Genomic DNA, 17,406 nt, shown 5'->3' with positions numbered 1-17,406 from the left:
TGCGCATTTACTGCGCACCGCTGGTAGCTCAAATAATCTCATCCTCGTCAAACAGCGCCGCCTCTTCAAGCTGCGTGGTGAGATCGTCCATGGCCGCCTCGGCCAGATCGGTCGATTTCACCGCCGCAATATGAAACAGCGCGTCCCCTTCATGCACCACCGGCATCACAGCCCGGCCCACGATAATGCCGCTGTATTTTGTCGTCACCTCAATCTCCCGCTCGCCAAACGGATCAGAGATCGCCGCCACAACCTCACCAGCCTGCACAACATCGCCCTCGCCCTTGAACACCCTCAAGAGCCCGCCCGCCGGAGCGCGCTGCCAATGGCTGTCCGCACATAGCAATGACTGCGCCTTGGGCTTGGCAATCCCGGCAGACGGAAGCACCCCAACTGCATTCAAAACCCGCAAGATCCCCGCAAGCCCGGCCCGCACCGACATCTCGTCAAAGCGCATCCCCTCGCCCGCCTCATAAAGCAACACATCAACACCGCGTTTCTGCGCCTCCTGCCGCAGGCTCCCCTCGCGCAAACCGCTGGTTAAAATCACCGGCGCGCCAAACACTTCGGCCAGCCGCATGGTCTCGCGGTTCTTTGCCGAGACCCGCACCTGCGGCAGGTTCACGCGGTGAATAGCCGCCGAATGCAGATCAATCCCGAGAGAGCAGCGCGCCACAACCTCGCTCATGAAAATATCCGCCAGCCGCGAAGCGAGCGAGCCGTTGGGCGAGCCGGGAAAACAGCGGTTCAGGTCGCGCCTGTCAGGCAAATACCGCGAGTGGTTGAGAAAGCCGAAGGTGTTCACAATCGGCACAACAATCAGCGTGCCGCTCAGCTTCACAAGGTTCTTGGCGCGCAACAACCGCCGCACAATCTCAACCCCGATCACCTCGTCGCCATGTATCCCCGCCGACACAAAAACAACCGGCCCGTCTTTCTTCCCATGCAACACATGCGCCGAAAGGGTCACAGGCGTGTGGTCTGACAAGGTGCTGACAGGAATATGCACCGTCCGCCGCTCCCCCGCCGCCACAACCTCCCCCGCAATCTCAAAACCGTCCCGCTTGCTCATGCCCTGCCCCTCTACACTCCGGCCAAAGCTGTCGCAGGTTTGCAGCCGAAGTCAATTCCCAGAGCACCCCCGTAGGGTGCGCATTCACTGCGCACCGAATGTGGCGCGGCATAGATCATTGGTGGCTTTGTAAATCACCTGTCAGGCAAAGGGTGGCCGGGCCGCTGCGCGGCTGTTAACCGGCCCGACGCGTCAAATAGATGTCCAATGCGAGCCCGAAGCTGCCGTTCGCTTCTGGTTTGTGAAGATCGATAATGGACCTTTAGCCATACCACCCCCCCCTCCGAACGCCCCGTTAACCAAATTTCTCCCCAAAAATTAACCTTTACCCGGTGCACGCAGGGTGCACGGGTTGTGCACGCATATCACCCCTCTGTTTCGGGCGGGTTTGGCGGGCGTTAACCCCACCGTGCGCTGGTCGGGCGATTTGGGGTTTTCATTCCTGTGCGTATTGGCAAAGTCTGGCGGATGGATACGGTTTCTTTTCTTCGGCTCAACATCCGCTGGCTCGCAGCGGGCGCGTTGCTCACTTTTATGTCGAGCTTCGGGCAGACGTTTTTTATCTCGATTTTCGCTGGTGAAATTCGGGCCGAGTTCGGGCTAAGTCACGGGGAATGGGGCGGAATTTATGCTCTTGGCACTTTGGCTTCTGCCATTGTCATGGTCTGGGCCGGCGGGCTGACCGACCATTTTCGCGTCCGCACGCTTGGCCCCGTTGTGCTGGTTTTGCTCGCGTCGGCCTGCGCCTTCATGGCCACCAACCATGCCGCATGGCTTTTACCCGCCGTGATATTTGCCCTGCGCCTCACAGGTCAGGGGATGAGCAGCCACATCGCCGTCGTCGCCATGGCCCGCTGGTTCACCCAAACCCGCGGCCGCGCCCTCTCCATCGCCACGCTCGGCTTTTCGGCGGGCGAAGCTGTGCTGCCGCTGCTCTTTGTGGCGCTCCTCACGATGTATGACTGGCGGCTTCTCTGGGGCGCTGCAGGCCTCGTTGCGTTGCTCGGAATTCCTATTCTCATCAGCCTGTTACGCGAAGAGCGCACACCGCAATCCATGGCCAAATCCTCCCAATCTCTGGGAATGAACAAACGCCACTGGACGCGCAATCAGGCCATGTCTCATTGGCTCTTCTGGGTTATGGTTCCGAGCATCCTCGGCCCCTCAGCATTCGGCACAGCACTCATGTTTCATCAGGTGCATTTCTCTGAAATCAAGGACATCTCCCACCTCACGTTCGTTGCCATGTTCCCTGTCTACACGGCGGTCACAACCTGTTCTATGGTGCTCTCCGGCTGGGCGCTTGACCGCTTCGGCACACCCCGACTCATCGTCTTTATGTATCTCCCAGCCGTTGCAGCCTTCCTTGTTTTCGGCCTTGGCACGGGAACAGGAGGCTTGCTGCTTGGCTTTGTGCTTTTCGGCCTCACATCCGGTGCCAATGCAACCCTCCCCAATGCCTTTTGGGCAGAGTTTTATGGCACCGGCTCTATCGGCGCGATCAAGGCCATGGCCGCCGCTGTTATGGTGCTTGGCTCGGCCATCGGGCCGGGCCTCACAGGCTGGGCGATCGACGCGGGCATCGGCCTTGAGGCCCAATATACGGCTGTCTCCGTCTACTTCCTCGGGGCAACGGCGCTCTTGTTTTTCGGAGTTCGAAAGGCGGCAACATTGCTGCCTCCCAGGGCCTAGAACGCTTGTTATTAAGGCTTTTGCCAGCTAAGAACCTAGTCAGAGCGGCCCTGCACAGCGCTGCGCCACAGAGCCAAGGACGACAATGACCGACCTGAAAGATACCCCCGCAATCCTCTCGGCACGGCGCGTTCTGACAACAGAGGCAAACGCCATTCTGGAAATGGTCAAACATCTTCCCGAAAGCTTCAGCGACGTTGTTGAGCTCATCCTCAATACAACCGGCCGTGTCATCATTTCCGGTGTCGGAAAATCTGGCCACATCGGGCGCAAAATCTCGGCAACCCTCGCCAGCACAGGCACCCCCTCCTATTTTGTTCACGCCTCTGAAGCCAGCCACGGCGACCTTGGTATGATCACCGACCAAGACATCGTTGTTCTCATTTCCAATTCCGGCGAGACGCAAGAATTGCGCGATATTCTCTTGCACACACGCCGCTTCAACATCCCGTTGATTGGCATGTCCTCAAAGGGCAACAGCACGCTTTTGCAATCGGCCGATTACAAGCTGACCCTGCCCGATCTGCCCGAGGCCTGCGCCATCGGCATGGCGCCGACAACCTCGACAACCCTCACACTGGCAATGGGTGATGCGCTCGCGGTTGCCGTCATGGAAGCGCGCGGATTTGACTCTGATGACTTCCTCAAGAACCACCCTGGAGGCAAGCTTGGTGCGCAGCTTTCGCGCGTGTCCGAGCTGATGCACAAGGGAGAAAAAGTTCCGACCGTCGGGGCAGACACACCCATGCCTGACGTGCTTCTTTCAATGACATCCAAGGGCTTTGGCATCACCGGCGTGGTTAAAGACGGCGCGCTTATCGGCGTTATCTCCGACGGGGACTTACGCCGCCATATGGGCAACCTGATGGAAAAGACCGCCGCAGAAATCGCCTCGATTGACCCAGTCACAGTCACCCCCGATCTCTTTGCTGCCAAGGCGCTGGCCATTCTGAACGCGCGCAAAATCTCTGTGCTCATGGTGGTTGACGAGGCCAAGCGCCCTATCGGCATTGTTCATATTCACGATCTTCTGCGCGCAGGTGTTGCATGAAAACCGTTGTCCTCATCCCCGCTCGCTACGCCTCGACGCGCTATCCGGGCAAGCCGCTGGCAACCCTTCGCCAAAAAGACGGCAGTGAGAAATCCCTGATCCAGATGAGCTATGAGGCGGCCTCGCAAATCGCTGGGGTGGCCGAGGTTTACGTTGTGACCGATGATGCGCGCATCCGCGAAGCTTCCGAGGAGTTTGGCGCACAGGTGATCATGACAAGCCCCGCGCGCGAGAACGGAACCGCCCGTGTGGCCGAGGCTGTCGAATTGGCTGGGCTTGACGCCGATCTGATTGTCAACTTTCAGGGCGATGCCCCCCTCACACCGCCGTGGTTTGTGGAAGATCTGATCGCCGCGATGAAGGCCGATGCAACAGCCCAAATGGCGACGCCGGTTTTGCAGTGTGATGCCCAGACCTACGCCATGTTCAAGGAAGACCGCGCCGCTGGCCGTGTCGGCGGAACCACAGCGGTGTTTGGCGCCAATGGCCGCGCGATCTATTTCTCAAAAGAGGTGCTGCCCTATATCGACGCAGGCAAAGTGCCCTCCGAAAATATCCCCGTTTATCATCATGTTGGCGTCTACGCCTACCGCCCCGAAGCGCTCAAAGCCTATATCTCTTGGCCCGAGTGCCAGTTGGAAAAGCTTGAAGGGCTGGAGCAACTGCGCTTTTTATACAATGGCACTGCTGTGAAATGTGTTGAGGTAGAAGCGCGTGGCCGGCTCTTCTGGGAGCTGAACAACCCCGAAGACGTGGCCCGCATAGAAAAGGTATTGGCAGAGCAATGACAAAGACACTCGACATTCAAGGCATCAAGATCGGTGGCAGCGCCCCCTTTGCGCTTATCACCGGCCCCTGCCAGCTTGAAAGCCTCGATCATGCCCGCATGATGGCCGAACGTATTGCCGAGGCCTGCGCGCCCACCGGCACAGGCTTCATCTTCAAGGCTAGCTATGACAAGGCCAACCGCTCTTCCATCAGCACAAAGCGGGGCCTCGGCATGGATGAGGGCCTCTCGATCCTGTCCAAAATCCGCGAGGAGTTCGGCTGTCCTGTGCTCACCGATGTGCACCTGCCAGATCATTGTGCGCCCGCTGCCGAGGCTGTCGATGTGCTCCAGATCCCCGCATTTCTCTGCCGCCAGACAGACCTGCTGCTTGCAGCGGGCGAAACAGGCGCTGCGATCAACGTGAAAAAAGGCCAGTTCCTCGCGCCTTGGGATATGGGCAATGTCGCCGAAAAAATCGCCAGCACAGGCAACGCGCGGATCATGCTTTGCGACCGCGGCACAAGCTTTGGCTATAACACGCTTGTGTCAGATTTCCGGGGCCTGCCAACAATGGCCGCCACGGGCTACCCCGTGGTGTTTGATGCAACCCACTCTGTCCAGCAGCCAGGTGGCCACGGCACAACATCGGGCGGCCAACGTGAGTTTGCCCCTGTGCTGGCCCGAGCGGCGGTGGCGGTCGGTGTTTCGGCGCTTTTCATCGAAACGCATGAAGACCCCGACAACGCCCCAAGCGACGGCCCGAACATGATCCCCATAGATCAGATGCAAGCTCTTATCGGCACTCTCACTCGCTATGATGCGATCAGCAAAGAAGCCTAGCGCATGAAGGTGACGCCAACAGCCCTCCCCGACGTGCTCATTCTGGAGCCAGCCCGCCACGGCGACGCACGCGGGTTTTTCTCGGAAAGCTGGAACAAGGCGCGCATGGAGAAACACGGTATCAGCGTGGATTTCGTGCAAGACAATCACTCGCTGTCTTCAGCCATTGGCACGGTGCGTGGGCTGCACTTTCAGGCTCCTCCTCATGCGCAGGCCAAGCTGGTGCGCTGCGGGCGCGGGGCGCTCTTTGACGTGGCCCTCGATATCCGCAAAGGCTCTCCCAGCTACGGGAAATGGGTTGGTGTTGAGCTCAGCTTTGACAATGGCAAACAGCTCTTCATCCCCGAAGGCTTCGCCCACGGCTTCATCACCCGCACGCCTGACACCGAGATCATCTACAAGTGCAACGCCTACTATTCGCCCGAGGCCGATGGCGCAATTTTGTGGAGCAGCTGCGGGGTTGATTGGGGCTTTGACGGCAGACCGGAGTTGAGCGCCAAAGACGCCGCAGCAACCCCCTTTGCAAAGTTTAGCAGCCCCTTCACATGGGAGGGTGCGGCATGAAGCTTCTCGTCACAGGTGGCGCTGGCTTTATCGGCTCGGCCGTGGTGCGCCTCGCCGTATCGCGTGGCCACGAGGTCATCAACCTCGACGCGCTCACCTATGCCGGCTGCCTTGAAAATGTCGCCAGCGTGGCTGACAGCCCGCTCTATACATTCGAACATGCCGATATCCGCGATTTGGCCAAGTTAGAGACTGTTTTTGCCCAACATAAACCCGATGCCGTGATGCATCTCGCGGCCGAGAGCCATGTTGACCGCAGCATTGATGGCCCGCAGGCTTTCATCGAAACCAACGTCATGGGCACGTATAACATGCTCCAGGCCGCGCGCGGCCACTGGGAGAGCCAAGGCAAACCAGACAGCTTCCGCTTTCATCATATCTCGACAGATGAGGTCTTCGGCTCGCTCGGCGCAACCGGCCAGTTTACCGAAGAAACCCCCTATGACCCGCGCTCGCCCTATTCGGCCTCCAAAGCCAGCAGTGACCACCTCGTCCGCGCTTGGGCCGAAACCTACGGCCTGCCTGTGGTGCTCACAAATTGCTCCAACAATTACGGCCCCTACCACTTCCCCGAAAAGCTCATTCCAGTGGTGATCCTCAACGCGCTTCATGGCCGTCCGATCCCGATCTACGGCAAAGGCGAAAATGTGCGCGACTGGCTCTATGTCGAAGATCACGCCGACGCGCTTTTGCTGGTGCTTGAGAAGGGCCGGTTGGGCCGCAGCTACAACATCGGCGGCGAAAACGAGCGCAGCAATCTCGCTCTGGTTCAGACGATCTGCTCGATCCTCGATAGGCTCAAACCCGCTTCCAAGCCCTATGCCGAACTCATCGAATTTGTCACAGACCGCCCCGGGCATGACTTGCGTTATGCGATTGACCCGTCACGCATCCGCGACGAGCTCGGCTGGCGGCCTTCGGTGACTGTCGAAGAAGGCTTGGAAAAAACCGTGCGCTGGTATCTGGAAAACGAGGCGTGGTGGCAGCCTCTTCTGGCGCGGCAGGGCGTGGGCGAAAGGCTCGGAACAGGATGAGCGTTCTCGTCTTCGGCAAAAGCGGGCAAGTCGCGATGGAGCTTCAACGCATCCACCCCAACTATACCTACCTCAGCCGCGCCGAAGCCGATCTGAGCAAGCCCGAAACCTGCGCCGCAGCCATCCTTGCCGCAAAGCCCCGCGCCGTGATCAATGCTGCCGCCTACACAGCCGTTGACCGCGCCGAAGAGGAGGAGGCGCTGGCGCACACAATCAACGCGCAGGCCCCCGCCGCCATGGCCCGCGCCTGCGCCAGCCTTGGTATCGCACTCATTCACATCTCGACAGATTATGTCTTTGACGGCAGCGGTGACACGCCCCGCACGCCAGATGCCGACACCGCACCTCTCAATGCCTATGGCCGCAGCAAGCTTGCGGGCGAAGAAGCCATCCGCGCAAGCGGCGCGCTCCATGCAATCCTGCGCACCTCATGGGTGTTTTCAGCGCATGGCAACAACTTCGTCAAAACCATGCTGCGCCTTTCAGAAACGCGCGATACGCTCAGCATCGTGGCCGACCAAATCGGCGGCCCAACACCCGCCTCCGCCATTGCAGAGGCCTGCGCTCACCTCTCCAGAAATATCTCAACAAGCGGAACCTACCATTTTTCTGGCGCACCCGAGACAAGCTGGGCCGGTTTCGCCCGAGAGATCTTTGCCCAAGCGGGCCGCGCGGTAACAGTCCAAGAGATTACAACAGCAGACTTCCCCACGCCAGCAAAACGCCCGCTCAATTCTCGGCTGGATTGTGCCTCACTCCTGTCAGATTTCACGATTAGTCAACCCAAATGGCGTAACGAGTTAAACATGGTAATTAGAAAGCTGACATGAACACACGCAAAGGGATTATCCTCGCAGGCGGATCGGGCACACGGCTCTATCCGATCACAATGGGCGTTTCAAAACAGCTCTTACCGATCTACGATAAGCCGATGATCTACTATCCGCTGTCTGTTCTCATGTTCGGCGGAATCCGCGAGATCGCGATCATCACAACCCCACAAGATCAGGATCAGTTCCAGCGTACGCTTGGCAACGGATCGCAATGGGGCCTCTCGCTCACCTATATCACCCAGCCTTCGCCAGACGGGCTGGCCCAAGCCTACCTGCTGGCAAAAGACTTCCTCGCTGGGGCGCCCAGCGCAATGATTTTGGGCGATAACATCTTTTTCGGCCACGGCTTGCCAGAGGTGCTCGCCGCCGCCGACACGATAGAAACAGGTGGCACAGTTTTTGGTTACCGCGTTGCCGATCCTGAGCGCTATGGCGTTGTTGATTTTGCGCAAGACGGCACAGTCAAATCAATCATCGAGAAGCCCGAGGTCCCGCCCTCAAACCATGCTGTCACAGGCCTCTACTTTCTCGATGGCTCAGCCCCCGAGCGCGCCGCCAACGTGCAGCCCTCCGCGCGCGGCGAGCTGGAAATCACCTCGCTGCTTGAAAGCTATCTGGCCGAAGGCTTGCTCAACGTGCAGCAAATGGGCCGTGGCTATGCCTGGCTCGATACGGGCACACATGGTTCGCTGCTTGATGCAGGGAATTTTGTGCGCACGCTCTCCGAGCGGCAGGGCCTGCAAGTGGGTAGCCCCGAAGAAATCGCCTACTCGAAAGGCTGGATCACAGCCGAAGAGCTGCGCAGCCGCGCCGAGGGCTTCGCCAAAAACTCCTACGGACAATATCTGCTCAACCTGCTGAAATAGCTCAGCGCTGGCGGCGCAAGTAAACGTAATAGGCCCCGCCACCGCCATGGCGCAAATGGGCCTCTGTTACTTGCAAAACAAGTTGCGCCAAAGGTGGTGTGCTCAACCATTGTGGAACCTGATGGCGCAGCACCCCGAACCGCACAGGAATGGGCCCCCCATCATCGCGCAGCTTTCCCTTCCCGGTCACAACCAACACAAGCCGTTTTTGGGTCTGGTAAGCTTTCATGATAAACGCCGTCAGCCGCGGATGCGCCTGATCCAGCGTCATCCCGTGCAAGTCAATCTTTGCCTCGGGCTTCAGCTTGCCTTGTTTGAGCCTGCCATGAGCTTTCTTGTCCATCTGCACAGGCGCTTTGGCCACACGCTCGCGTATATCGGGCAGCACATCAATTGCAGGCCGATACTCTTTGGCACTGGTGCTCATTTCAAACGGAGCAATTGGCTCTCGCGCCCGCTTAACCACAGGCATGGCGTTGCGCAGCGCTTCTTGGGGCTTACGGCGCTTGGGGTGCATGGGCACCGCCGTTTCGGCAACCTTCCCCCAAAGCTCCAGCTCGTCCTTATGCAGCTTGCGGCGGCTCATTGCGCATCCACGGGCAAATGCGCATAAGCCGTCTGGATCGGCATCAAAACAACCATCCGGCCAGGGTCTTTCAGGCGGCCTGCTTCACGGCCCGCCGCATCCCCTGTGCCAAAGAAAATATCAGCCCGTTGCGCCCCCTTGATCGCCGAACCTGTGTCCTGAGCAATCATCAGACTGCGGATCTTGCTCTCCCCGTCTTTTTCAACCCAAACCGGCGCGCCCAAGGGCGTATAGCGTGGATCAACAGCAATAGAGCGCAATGTGGTGATTGAGCGGTTCATGGCGCCCAGCGGCCCCAACTCGGCTGGAACCTCATTGACCTCCCGAAAAAAGACATAAGACGGGTTGTGCCGCAACAGCTCCAGCCCTTCAACAGGGTTGCGCCGCACCCAATTCTTGATCACCTGCGCCGAAACTTGGTGGACGTTGTAAACCCCGCGCCGCACAAGCTCTCGCCCGACAGAGCGGTATTCATGGCCATTTTTGCCACCATAACCAACACGGATAAAGCGCCCGTCCGGCAGCTTGATCCGGCCCGAGCCCTGCACCTGCAAAAAGAACAGCTCCACAGCATCGTCCACCCAGGCAATCTCAAGGCCACGGCCGGCCAGCACATTTGTTTCCTCAATCTCGCGCCGGCTGAGAAACCGGCCGTCGCGGGCTTCGGGGGGTTGGCGATAAACAGGGAAACGGTAGCGTGCAGACGGTTTTATATCCCCGCTCAGCTCGGGTTCGAAATAACCGGTAAAAAGCATGGGCTTCCCATCGCTGATCTCGACCGGGCGGAAAAAGAGCTCAAAAAACGCCTTGGCGTTTTTCTGCTCGGCAGCGGCACGACACAGGCTGCGCCATTCGAGGGTTTTCATATCTGCGCAAGTGTTCAGAAAAACGCTCAGCGCCGCAGCATGATCATCCTCATGCCAGCCATCCAGATCAGAAAAATCTACTATACGGTGCCGTATCTCTTCTGCGGCATCTGCTGCTCTGGTCATGGTAAGCCCAGCCAATATCGCCGCTAAAAGAAATCGCTTCATTCACCCGTGGCAACCAAAATCCAGTTCGGATCATTCACGCCCATTTCGCGCTCGAACGTCCAGATATCTTTCTGGGTTTTGACCTTGCCTTCCTCACCTTCAACTATCTCGCCGTCAGTATCTCGCACAACCGAGGTCAACTCGCCAACAAATTTCACAGAAATCTCGGCTATCCCGCTGGCTTCATGAAAATCTGCTGCATGAATGGCAAGTTCGCGAATGCCCACAAACTCTGCCTCGACGGTCAGACCCTGCGCCGCGCGCGCCGCGACGCCCTCTGAAAATGCCTCGAAAACCTCCTCCGACAGGAAGGGTTTGATCTCATCCATAGCGCCCCGCTCAAAGCCCATCAGGATCATCTCATAAGCGCCACGCGCCCCCGACAAGAAGGTGCCCACCCCAAAAGAGGGCTCTCGCTGTTTCATCCGCGAAAGCGCTTTGGCAATGTCACTGCCCTCTTCAGCGTGGTCGAGAATATCTTCATCCGGGCCCCCTTCGATCACCTCGAATTTGCGCTGGCCCCTCTCAAGCCCGGCAGGCGGCACTTGTGGCGTTTCATAACCCTCGCGGGTTCCCAAGACGCTGCGCAGCCGCAAAATAAGAAAAATGGCGATCCCCGCAAGGACAACAAGCTGGAGAATAGGCGAATTCATGGAAACCTCATTAAGTGAGCGTGGCAAAAGGCGCTATCTGCACCTATGTAGGTTATGGGCGCGATCAAGTCTACTACGCCCACCGAATTGCAGGAGATCAACAATATGTGGCTGTTAATCGCGTTTATTGCCGTGCCGCTCATCGAAATTGCGCTCTTTATTGAGGTTGGTGGAGCGATAGGGCTTTGGCCGACCCTGCTGATTGTTGTCTTGACCGCCTTTTTGGGAACCCGCCTGCTGCGCACCCAAGGCGCCCTGGCGCTCAACAATCTGCGCAGCTCTTTCAGTGATTTGCGAGACCCGACAGAGCCACTGGCCCATGGCGCCATGATCCTCTTTTCCGGTGCGCTGTTGCTCACACCGGGGTTCTTCACCGATGCGCTGGGCTTTGCGCTGCTCATCCCCGCCGTGCGTCAGGCTGTGTTTGCCTACCTGCGCGCGCGCGTCACGGTTCAGACATTTCAAAACCCGCACCAAAGCCAAACGGGGCCCACAACAAACGATGATATCATCGACGCCGAATATCGCGAAGTCAAACGCCCAACACATGCGCCCTCTGGCTGGACAAAACACTAAAGCCCAGCAGAGTGAGGTTCATCCCCCGTCAAACCGCCTCAAGCCCACCTTGCTTTTCACCAGTGGGCATTGAGGCCACCGCGCCTTCTTGCTAAGGCTCTTTCAAGATTATTTTTAGGAGAAAAAAATGGCCGAGAATGGCGCTGCTGAAACAGCTTCTGAAGCACCCCAAGTTAAAATGAATGTCCTCAACCAGTTTATCCGCGACCTGTCCTTTGAGAATATTCTGGCCCAGAAGGGCGTTCAGGGCGAAGTCACACCCGATGTAAACGTGCAAGTAAACCTCGACGCAAAAAAGCGCTCGCCCGAGCATCAGTATGAGGTGGCGATCAAGCTGATCGTAACCTCCGTAAACAAGGAAAACACCTCTGAGAAACTGTTTCTCTTGGAAATCGACTATGTCGGGATTTTCAACATCGAGGGCGTTCCAGAAGATCAGCTGCACCCTTTCCTTCTGATCGAGTGCCCACGCCTGCTCTTCCCGTTCCTGCGGCGCATTGTTTCAGATGTCACGCGAGATGGCGGCTTCCCGCCTCTCAATCTCGAAACAATCGACTTCATGGCGCTTTATCGGCAAGAGCTTCTGCGCCGTCAGGCCGCCGAAAAACCCGATCTGGTATCCTGAAAACTAGCCCAGTTTCTTCCAGAGAGCGCCGTCGCCCAAACTTTCGACAAATGCGTCATGGGCGGCGGCTTCCTGCTCGGTAATCCTGGATGGCAGAGGCGCCTTGCGCGGCTGCGCACGCCAGCTCACGGCACCGGTTTCAACCGCGTTTTGAACATGGCTGGAGAGCGCAAAATCTGGTTGTTTGCCGCCAATCAACTCAAGATAAACTTCCGCAAGAATTTCAGAATCCAGCAAAGCCCCATGAAGCGTGCGTGACGAGTTATCAATATTGAACCGTCGGCAAAGCGCGTCCAGAGAGGCGGGTGAACCGGGAAATTTCTTGCGCGCAATATCGAGCGTATCCAACGCCTGACTCATCGGAATCTGCGGGGCATTCATCCATTTGAGCTCTGCATTGAGAAATTTCATGTCAAAGGCAGCATTATGGATAACCAACGTAGAGTCTTGAATAAAATCAAGAAACGCCTGCCCGATTTGGGCAAATTTCGGCTTGTCCGCCAGAAATTCGTCTCCCAGCCCATGCACCTCAAATGCTTCTTGAGGCATCCCGCGTTCCGGGTTGATATATTGATGATAGGTGCGCCCCGTGGGCATATGGTTGATCAGCTCCACCGCTCCGATCTCAACAATCCGGTCGCCCTGCATGGGCTCAAAGCCTGTTGTTTCCGTATCGAGAACGATCTCACGCATTGCTCATACCTGCCCTGATTTTCTGTAGGATCGCCTTCACCTGTGCCGCAGCGCTTTCTGGCGTATCTGTTTGCACAACATAGTCTGCGCGCGCGCGTTTTTCCACATCTGGCATCTGCTTTGCCAAGATCATGTCAAACTGCGCTTCTGTCATGGTGCCGCGCTCAAGCACACGGGCGCGTTGCGTGGCTGCATCAACGCTCACAACAACCACAACATCCATCTGCGCTGCATTGCCCCCCTCAAACAGCAAGGGAATATCGAACACGATAATATCGGCGCGCGCCTGTTCTGCAAAGCTGGACCGGTCTTTTGCCACAAGCGGATGGACGATCGCTTCTATCTTTTTCAGGCTCTCGGGCCTCTGTGACAGAATGTCTTTAAGCTTCTGACGTGATACTTCGCCGTTCACCACCGCCGCAGGAAAAGCCTGCGCCATTGGCTCAACAGCTGCACCGCCTTTGGCATAAAGCCTATGCACCGCCGCGTCCGCGTCCCAGACAGCGCATCCCTCCGCCGCAAACAGCTTGGCCGTGCTCGACTTTCCCATACCAATCGAGCCGGTCAGCCCCAACCAAACAGCCATTACCGCAACACCGCAGTGCGTGTTTCGTTCGTCACCTCGGGGCGCACACCAAACCAGCGCTCAAAAGCGGGCACAGCCTGATGCAGCAACATGCCAAGCCCGTCCACTGTGATGCATCCCGCCTGATTGGCCGTGTTGAGGAAATCTGTGACGAGCGGCGCATAGACAAGGTCCGTCACCAAGGCGCCCTTTTGCAATCCGTCCAACGGCACGCGCAAAGCTGGCTTACCCACCATCCCAAGCGATGTTGTGTTCACAACGGTTGTGGCTTCTTCAAGCATGTTGCCTGCCTGCACCCAATCCACCACCGTCAAGCGCTGCCCGAAATCAGCCCGCAGCTGCTCGGCCCGGGGCTTGGTTCTGTTTGAAAGCAAGATCTCTGGCACGCCCGCATCCAACAACGCCGCAATAACGGCGCGGGCCGCACCGCCCGCCCCCAAAACAGCCGCTGGCCCGGCTTTCGGGTTCCAGTCGGGCGCTTTCTGGCGCAAATTCTGAATAAAGCCATAGCCATCCGTGTTGTCGGCATGGATCTTCCCGTCTTTACGGAAGATCAATGTATTGGCCGACCCAATCAAAGCCGCCCGATCTGTCACAAGATCCGCCATCGACATGACCTGTTCTTTGTAAGGCACGGTCACATTGGCCCCTACAAATCCCATTTTGGGGAGTGTTCTCACCACATTTTCAAGGTCATCCTGCGCCACATCCAGCGGCACATAGTGTCCAGCGATCCCCAGAGACTTCAACCAATGGGTGTGCAACGCCGGTGATTTCGAATGCGCAATGGGAGAGCCGATAACCCCCGCCAAAGGAATTTTTGCCAACGTCATCCGTCCAGATCTCCTGACAGGGTTAAATAATTGATCATCTCCAACAGCGGCAAGCCAAGAACGGTGAAATAATCTCCCTCGATCCTGCTGAAGAGGCGCACGCCCTCTTTCTCCAATTTATAGCCACCCACAGAGCTTTGAAGGTCCGGCCAGTTGCGCTGCGCATATTCTTTCAGAAATGAGTCCGAAATGTCGCGCATATAAAGCCGAACCTGCCCCACATGCCGCCAGATCGGCGCACCATCATGGTAAATAACCGCCGCAGACAACAGGCTATGGCGCTTGCCTTTCAGCGCTTGGAGCTGGGCAATAACTTCTTCCAAGCTTTCAGGCTTTGATAAGATATTTCCATTAAAATCAACAACCTGGTCACATCCAATCACAAGCTTTTCCAGATGCTTGCCACCGATTTTCCGGGCTTTGGCCTCTGCCAGTGCATCGGCGATGTCGCGCGGGCTCGCGGCCTCTGCTTGCAGCGCGGTTTTCAGCATGTCTTCATCGACGCGTGGCTTGACCACCTCAAAGGCAATCCCAGCGTTTTTGAGCATTTGGGCCCGGATATGTGAGCCTGAAGCCAGAATGATTTCTCGTGACATGTGGATAACTCCGCTAATCTTTCGGAGTAGTTACTGCACAAATCCCCTCACAATCAACGCTGCCACCCCATTTCAGGAAAACTGCCGGTTCTCAGGCGGTTTCAATCAAACAAACCTCAAGGGGATAAGAGTAACCTTCAAAGCAGCCAAAACACAAAGGTCGCTCATCCATACACAGATTCTCCACAGGCGACTCGGGCTATGATTTTGTAAATAAATACATAATTTCAATATCTTGTTAAACTTATGGGCCCGATTCAGTCAGTGTTTCGGCTATTTGTTAACACTTGAGTAACCCTTTGGATAACTCGATAATCCACAGGCAAGGCCTTGCCTACTTCATCATCAACCTTTCTTTCTTTTATATTTATTTATAAGGGGAGAGAGAAAGGATGGTGGATATGTCAGACCTGCTCGCTGAAGTTTACCTTTGGACCAAATCTTTCCATATCATGTCTGTCGTGGCTTGGATGGCCGGTCTGTTTTATCTTCCACGTTTGTTTGTTCATCACACCGAGCAAAGCACACCCGGCGATGAGAAAGATGTGCTTCTTCAAATGATGGAAGCCAAGCTGCTCCGGCTGATCATGAACCCAGCAATGATTTCAACATGGGTATTTGGCCTTCTCCTTGTGTTCACGCCAGGTATTGTTGATTGGTCCTCGATCTGGCCCTGGACAAAAGCCGCTAGCGTGCTGCTTATGACATGGTTTCACCATTGGTTAGCAAACAGACGTAAAGATTTCATCAATGGCACCAACACAACCTCTGGCCGTCACTACCGGATGATGAACGAGCTCCCCACCGTGTTGATGATCGTGATCGTGCTTTCTGTGGTCGTTAAATTCTAAAATATTGACTCAGAGCAGCCCGCAGCCTATGCCAGCAGCAAGCCTGCCCGTCCTGGGACCACAGGTATTTCCATTTCAAAATTTACACATCTCCCGTTATCGGGGGTAAAGGCCATGCTATGACACAAGACGCACAAGAACAGCTTCACCTCGCCGAGCTGAAAGCCATGCACCCAAAAGAACTGGTGACAATGGCCGAAGAGCTGGAAATCGAAAACGCGACCACCATGCGCAAGGGCGAGATCATGTTCTCGATCCTCAAAGAGCGAGCCGAAGAAGGTTGGATGATCGGCGGTGAAGGGGTGCTTGAAGTGCTTCAAGACGGATTTGGCTTCTTGCGCGCGCCCGAGGCCAATTATCTTCCCGGCCCTGACGATATTTATGTCTCTCCTGAAATTCTGCGCAAGTTTTCGCTGCGCACGGGCGATACGATTGAAGGGCACCTGAAACAGCCCGAAGACAACGAGCGCTATTTTGCATTAACAAACGTTACCAAGATCAATTTTGAAGAGCCCGAAAAAGCGCGTCACAAAATTGCCTTTGATAACCTGACACCACTCTACCCTGACGAGCGGTTGAAGATGGAGATCGAAGATCCCACCATCAAAGACAAATCTGCACGGATCATTGATCTTGTCGCCCCCATCGGCAAAGGCCAGCGCTCGCTTATCGTTGCGCCGCCGCGCACGGGTAAAACAGTCTTGCTCCAGAATATCGCTCACAGCATCGAAAAGAACCACCCTGAGTGCTATCTCATCGTCTTGCTGATAGATGAGCGCCCAGAGGAGGTCACAGACATGCAGCGCTCTGTGAAGGGCGAGGTTGTGTCTTCCACATTTGACGAACCAGCGACACGCCACGTCGCCGTCTCCGAGATGGTTATCGAGAAGGCCAAGCGCCTTGTTGAGCACAAGCGTGATGTGGTCATTCTGCTGGATTCAATCACCCGCCTTGGCCGCGCTTTCAACACCACGGTGCCATCTTCTGGTAAGGTTCTCACAGGGGGTGTCGATGCCAACGCGCTCCAGCGCCCCAAGCGCTTCTTTGGCGCCGCGCGCAACATTGAAGAAGGCGGCTCTCTGACAATCATCGCAACCGCTCTGATTGATACGGGCTCGCGCATGGATGAAGTCATCTTTGAAGAATTCAAAGGCACCGGCAACTCTGAGATCGTGCTTGACCGCAAGGTCGCAGACAAGCGGGTCTTCCCGGCTATGGATATTTTGAAATCTGGCACCCGCAAAGAGGATCTGCTGGTTGAGGCAAAAGACCTGCAAAAAACCTTCGTTCTGCGTCGGATTCTCAACCCTATGGGCACAACAGATGCGATCGAATTCTTGCTTGGAAAGCTCAAGCAAACCAAAACAAATGGCGAATTCTTCGACTCCATGAACACATAAAAATGTTCTAAAACAATGGGTTATGAAAATGAGCACGATTTTTGCCCAAGCCACCGCAGCGGGTAAGGCAGGCGTGGCTGTGGTCCGGATTTCCGGGCCACAAGCGTTTTCGGCGGCATCGGCGCTTTGCGGAGCCTTGCCGGCGCCAAGGCAAGCCGGGCTCAGGGCGTTGCACAGCGCTGCTGGTGAGAAACTGGACGAAGCGCTTGTGCTCTGTTTCCCCGAGAAAGCGAGCTTCACCGGAGAAGAAAC

Annotated in this window: 20 protein-coding genes and 1 pseudogene; 13 read left to right on the top strand and 8 right to left on the bottom strand. The window is 56.6% G+C overall.

The annotated features are described in order from the left end of the window. Positions 1–28: 28 nt before the first annotated feature. The gene (locus tag Q0478_RS06570; protein ID WP_298677377.1) at positions 29–1,072 is read right to left on the bottom strand and encodes a succinylglutamate desuccinylase/aspartoacylase family protein; all 1,044 of its coding nucleotides are present in this window, start codon (positions 1,070–1,072) and stop codon (positions 29–31) included. A gap of 468 nt (positions 1,073–1,540) precedes the next feature. Between Q0478_RS06570 and Q0478_RS06565 the strand changes: the two genes are divergently transcribed. The 8 genes from Q0478_RS06565 (at position 1,541) to rfbA (ending at position 8,721) form a co-directional block, all read left to right on the top strand. Further along, positions 1,541–2,764: an MFS transporter gene (locus Q0478_RS06565; RefSeq protein WP_298677375.1), complete on the top strand. Its 1,224-nt coding sequence runs from the start codon at positions 1,541–1,543 to the stop codon at positions 2,762–2,764. Positions 2,765–2,849: 85 nt separating this feature from the next. Continuing rightward, positions 2,850–3,815 (top strand): KpsF/GutQ family sugar-phosphate isomerase, encoded by a 966-nt coding sequence (locus Q0478_RS06560; RefSeq protein ID WP_298677373.1) that lies wholly within the window; start codon positions 2,850–2,852, stop codon positions 3,813–3,815. Then, on the top strand, positions 3,812–4,603 hold the full coding sequence (locus Q0478_RS06555; protein ID WP_298677369.1) for a 3-deoxy-manno-octulosonate cytidylyltransferase: 792 nt from the start codon (positions 3,812–3,814) through the stop codon (positions 4,601–4,603). Before Q0478_RS06560 ends, Q0478_RS06555 begins: the two co-directional genes overlap by 4 nt. Continuing rightward, the gene (gene kdsA / locus Q0478_RS06550) at positions 4,600–5,424 is read left to right on the top strand and encodes a 3-deoxy-8-phosphooctulonate synthase (RefSeq protein WP_298677366.1); all 825 of its coding nucleotides are present in this window, start codon (positions 4,600–4,602) and stop codon (positions 5,422–5,424) included. Before Q0478_RS06555 ends, kdsA begins: the two co-directional genes overlap by 4 nt. A 3-nt stretch (positions 5,425–5,427) precedes the next feature. Next, a complete protein-coding gene (gene rfbC / locus Q0478_RS06545; protein ID WP_298677364.1) occupies positions 5,428–5,988 on the top strand; it encodes a dTDP-4-dehydrorhamnose 3,5-epimerase in 561 nt (186 codons plus the stop codon). Further along, complete coding sequence (gene rfbB / locus Q0478_RS06540; RefSeq protein WP_298677361.1) at positions 5,985–7,022, top strand: dTDP-glucose 4,6-dehydratase; 1,038 nt, start codon at positions 5,985–5,987, stop codon at positions 7,020–7,022. The genes rfbC and rfbB overlap by 4 nt, the downstream gene beginning before the upstream one ends. After that, on the top strand, positions 7,019–7,852 hold the full coding sequence (gene rfbD / locus Q0478_RS06535) for a dTDP-4-dehydrorhamnose reductase (RefSeq protein ID WP_298677359.1): 834 nt from the start codon (positions 7,019–7,021) through the stop codon (positions 7,850–7,852). The genes rfbB and rfbD overlap by 4 nt, the downstream gene beginning before the upstream one ends. Continuing rightward, positions 7,849–8,721: a glucose-1-phosphate thymidylyltransferase RfbA gene (gene rfbA, locus Q0478_RS06530; RefSeq protein WP_298677356.1), complete on the top strand. Its 873-nt coding sequence runs from the start codon at positions 7,849–7,851 to the stop codon at positions 8,719–8,721. The genes rfbD and rfbA overlap by 4 nt, the downstream gene beginning before the upstream one ends. Before the next feature lies 1 nt (position 8,722). On the opposite strand, the gene Q0478_RS06525 is transcribed toward rfbA, so the two are convergent. From Q0478_RS06525 to Q0478_RS06515, 3 genes are read right to left on the bottom strand one after another with little or no spacing between them, the layout of a single operon-like run. Next, a complete protein-coding gene (locus Q0478_RS06525) occupies positions 8,723–9,307 on the bottom strand; it encodes a Smr/MutS family protein (RefSeq protein ID WP_298677355.1) in 585 nt (194 codons plus the stop codon). After that, positions 9,304–10,299 (bottom strand): murein transglycosylase A, encoded by a 996-nt coding sequence (locus Q0478_RS06520; protein ID WP_298677353.1) that lies wholly within the window; start codon positions 10,297–10,299, stop codon positions 9,304–9,306. The genes Q0478_RS06525 and Q0478_RS06520 overlap by 4 nt, the downstream gene beginning before the upstream one ends. A 38-nt stretch (positions 10,300–10,337) precedes the next feature. After that, positions 10,338–10,994, bottom strand: coding sequence for a Tim44/TimA family putative adaptor protein (locus Q0478_RS06515; RefSeq protein WP_298677351.1), 657 nt, complete (start codon positions 10,992–10,994; stop codon positions 10,338–10,340). A 105-nt stretch (positions 10,995–11,099) separates the two neighbouring features. Here Q0478_RS06515 and Q0478_RS06510 point away from each other — a divergent pair, with 105 nt between their 5' ends. Beyond that, positions 11,100–11,570 (top strand): FxsA family protein, encoded by a 471-nt coding sequence (locus tag Q0478_RS06510; RefSeq protein ID WP_298677350.1) that lies wholly within the window; start codon positions 11,100–11,102, stop codon positions 11,568–11,570. Between the two features lie 127 nt (positions 11,571–11,697). After that, complete coding sequence (gene secB / locus Q0478_RS06505; RefSeq protein WP_298677348.1) at positions 11,698–12,195, top strand: protein-export chaperone SecB; 498 nt, start codon at positions 11,698–11,700, stop codon at positions 12,193–12,195. Between the two features lie 3 nt (positions 12,196–12,198). Here secB and dnaQ read toward each other — a convergent pair whose 3' ends face one another. The 4 genes from dnaQ to Q0478_RS06485 are packed head-to-tail and all read right to left on the bottom strand — an operon-like array spanning position 12,199 to position 14,903. Further along, complete coding sequence (gene dnaQ / locus Q0478_RS06500; RefSeq protein WP_298677346.1) at positions 12,199–12,888, bottom strand: DNA polymerase III subunit epsilon; 690 nt, start codon at positions 12,886–12,888, stop codon at positions 12,199–12,201. Next, a complete protein-coding gene (gene coaE / locus Q0478_RS06495; RefSeq protein ID WP_298677344.1) occupies positions 12,881–13,474 on the bottom strand; it encodes a dephospho-CoA kinase in 594 nt (197 codons plus the stop codon). Before coaE ends, dnaQ begins: the two co-directional genes overlap by 8 nt. Continuing rightward, entirely contained in the window at positions 13,474–14,307 is an 834-nt protein-coding gene (locus Q0478_RS06490; protein WP_298677342.1) for a shikimate dehydrogenase, read from the bottom strand. Before Q0478_RS06490 ends, coaE begins: the two co-directional genes overlap by 1 nt. Next, a complete protein-coding gene (locus tag Q0478_RS06485; RefSeq protein WP_298677341.1) occupies positions 14,304–14,903 on the bottom strand; it encodes a Maf family nucleotide pyrophosphatase in 600 nt (199 codons plus the stop codon). Before Q0478_RS06485 ends, Q0478_RS06490 begins: the two co-directional genes overlap by 4 nt. 401 nt (positions 14,904–15,304) lie before the next feature. Here Q0478_RS06485 and hemJ point away from each other — a divergent pair, with 401 nt between their 5' ends. The 3 genes and pseudogenes from hemJ to Q0478_RS06470 form a co-directional block, all read left to right on the top strand. Continuing rightward, positions 15,305–15,754: a protoporphyrinogen oxidase HemJ gene (gene hemJ / locus Q0478_RS06480; protein WP_298677339.1), complete on the top strand. Its 450-nt coding sequence runs from the start codon at positions 15,305–15,307 to the stop codon at positions 15,752–15,754. A gap of 119 nt (positions 15,755–15,873) precedes the next feature. Further along, a complete protein-coding gene (rho, locus tag Q0478_RS06475; RefSeq protein ID WP_298677338.1) occupies positions 15,874–17,154 on the top strand; it encodes a transcription termination factor Rho in 1,281 nt (426 codons plus the stop codon). A gap of 28 nt (positions 17,155–17,182) precedes the next feature. Then, a pseudogene (locus tag Q0478_RS06470) lies at positions 17,183–17,406 on the top strand (tRNA uridine-5-carboxymethylaminomethyl(34) synthesis GTPase MnmE); the annotation flags it as partial.

Origin of the sequence: uncultured Lentibacter sp. (genome assembly GCF_937123735.1) — a bacterium.
Classification (GTDB): domain Bacteria; phylum Pseudomonadota; class Alphaproteobacteria; order Rhodobacterales; family Rhodobacteraceae; genus Lentibacter.
Note: the sequence above shows the minus strand (reverse complement) of the source record. Positions and strands in the feature narration are given on the sequence as shown.

Bases quoted from the DNA above. Each gene is read 5' to 3' on its own strand.
- Q0478_RS06570 (WP_298677377.1), bottom strand. From the start codon at position 1,072: ATGAGCAAGCGGGACGGTTTTGAGATTGCGGGGGAGGTTGTGGCGGCG.
- Q0478_RS06565 (WP_298677375.1), top strand. From the start codon at position 1,541: ATGGATACGGTTTCTTTTCTTCGGCTCAACATCCGCTGGCTCGCAGCG.
- Q0478_RS06560 (WP_298677373.1), top strand. From the start codon at position 2,850: ATGACCGACCTGAAAGATACCCCCGCAATCCTCTCGGCACGGCGCGTT.
- Q0478_RS06555 (WP_298677369.1), top strand. From the start codon at position 3,812: ATGAAAACCGTTGTCCTCATCCCCGCTCGCTACGCCTCGACGCGCTAT.
- kdsA (WP_298677366.1), top strand. From the start codon at position 4,600: ATGACAAAGACACTCGACATTCAAGGCATCAAGATCGGTGGCAGCGCC.
- rfbC (WP_298677364.1), top strand. From the start codon at position 5,428: ATGAAGGTGACGCCAACAGCCCTCCCCGACGTGCTCATTCTGGAGCCA.
- rfbB (WP_298677361.1), top strand. From the start codon at position 5,985: ATGAAGCTTCTCGTCACAGGTGGCGCTGGCTTTATCGGCTCGGCCGTG.
- rfbD (WP_298677359.1), top strand. From the start codon at position 7,019: ATGAGCGTTCTCGTCTTCGGCAAAAGCGGGCAAGTCGCGATGGAGCTT.
- rfbA (WP_298677356.1), top strand. From the start codon at position 7,849: ATGAACACACGCAAAGGGATTATCCTCGCAGGCGGATCGGGCACACGG.
- Q0478_RS06525 (WP_298677355.1), bottom strand. From the start codon at position 9,307: ATGAGCCGCCGCAAGCTGCATAAGGACGAGCTGGAGCTTTGGGGGAAG.
- Q0478_RS06520 (WP_298677353.1), bottom strand. From the start codon at position 10,299: ATGACCAGAGCAGCAGATGCCGCAGAAGAGATACGGCACCGTATAGTA.
- Q0478_RS06515 (WP_298677351.1), bottom strand. From the start codon at position 10,994: ATGAATTCGCCTATTCTCCAGCTTGTTGTCCTTGCGGGGATCGCCATT.
- Q0478_RS06510 (WP_298677350.1), top strand. From the start codon at position 11,100: ATGTGGCTGTTAATCGCGTTTATTGCCGTGCCGCTCATCGAAATTGCG.
- secB (WP_298677348.1), top strand. From the start codon at position 11,698: ATGGCCGAGAATGGCGCTGCTGAAACAGCTTCTGAAGCACCCCAAGTT.
- dnaQ (WP_298677346.1), bottom strand. From the start codon at position 12,888: ATGCGTGAGATCGTTCTCGATACGGAAACAACAGGCTTTGAGCCCATG.
- coaE (WP_298677344.1), bottom strand. From the start codon at position 13,474: ATGGCTGTTTGGTTGGGGCTGACCGGCTCGATTGGTATGGGAAAGTCG.
- Q0478_RS06490 (WP_298677342.1), bottom strand. From the start codon at position 14,307: ATGACGTTGGCAAAAATTCCTTTGGCGGGGGTTATCGGCTCTCCCATT.
- Q0478_RS06485 (WP_298677341.1), bottom strand. From the start codon at position 14,903: ATGTCACGAGAAATCATTCTGGCTTCAGGCTCACATATCCGGGCCCAA.
- hemJ (WP_298677339.1), top strand. From the start codon at position 15,305: ATGTCAGACCTGCTCGCTGAAGTTTACCTTTGGACCAAATCTTTCCAT.
- rho (WP_298677338.1), top strand. From the start codon at position 15,874: ATGACACAAGACGCACAAGAACAGCTTCACCTCGCCGAGCTGAAAGCC.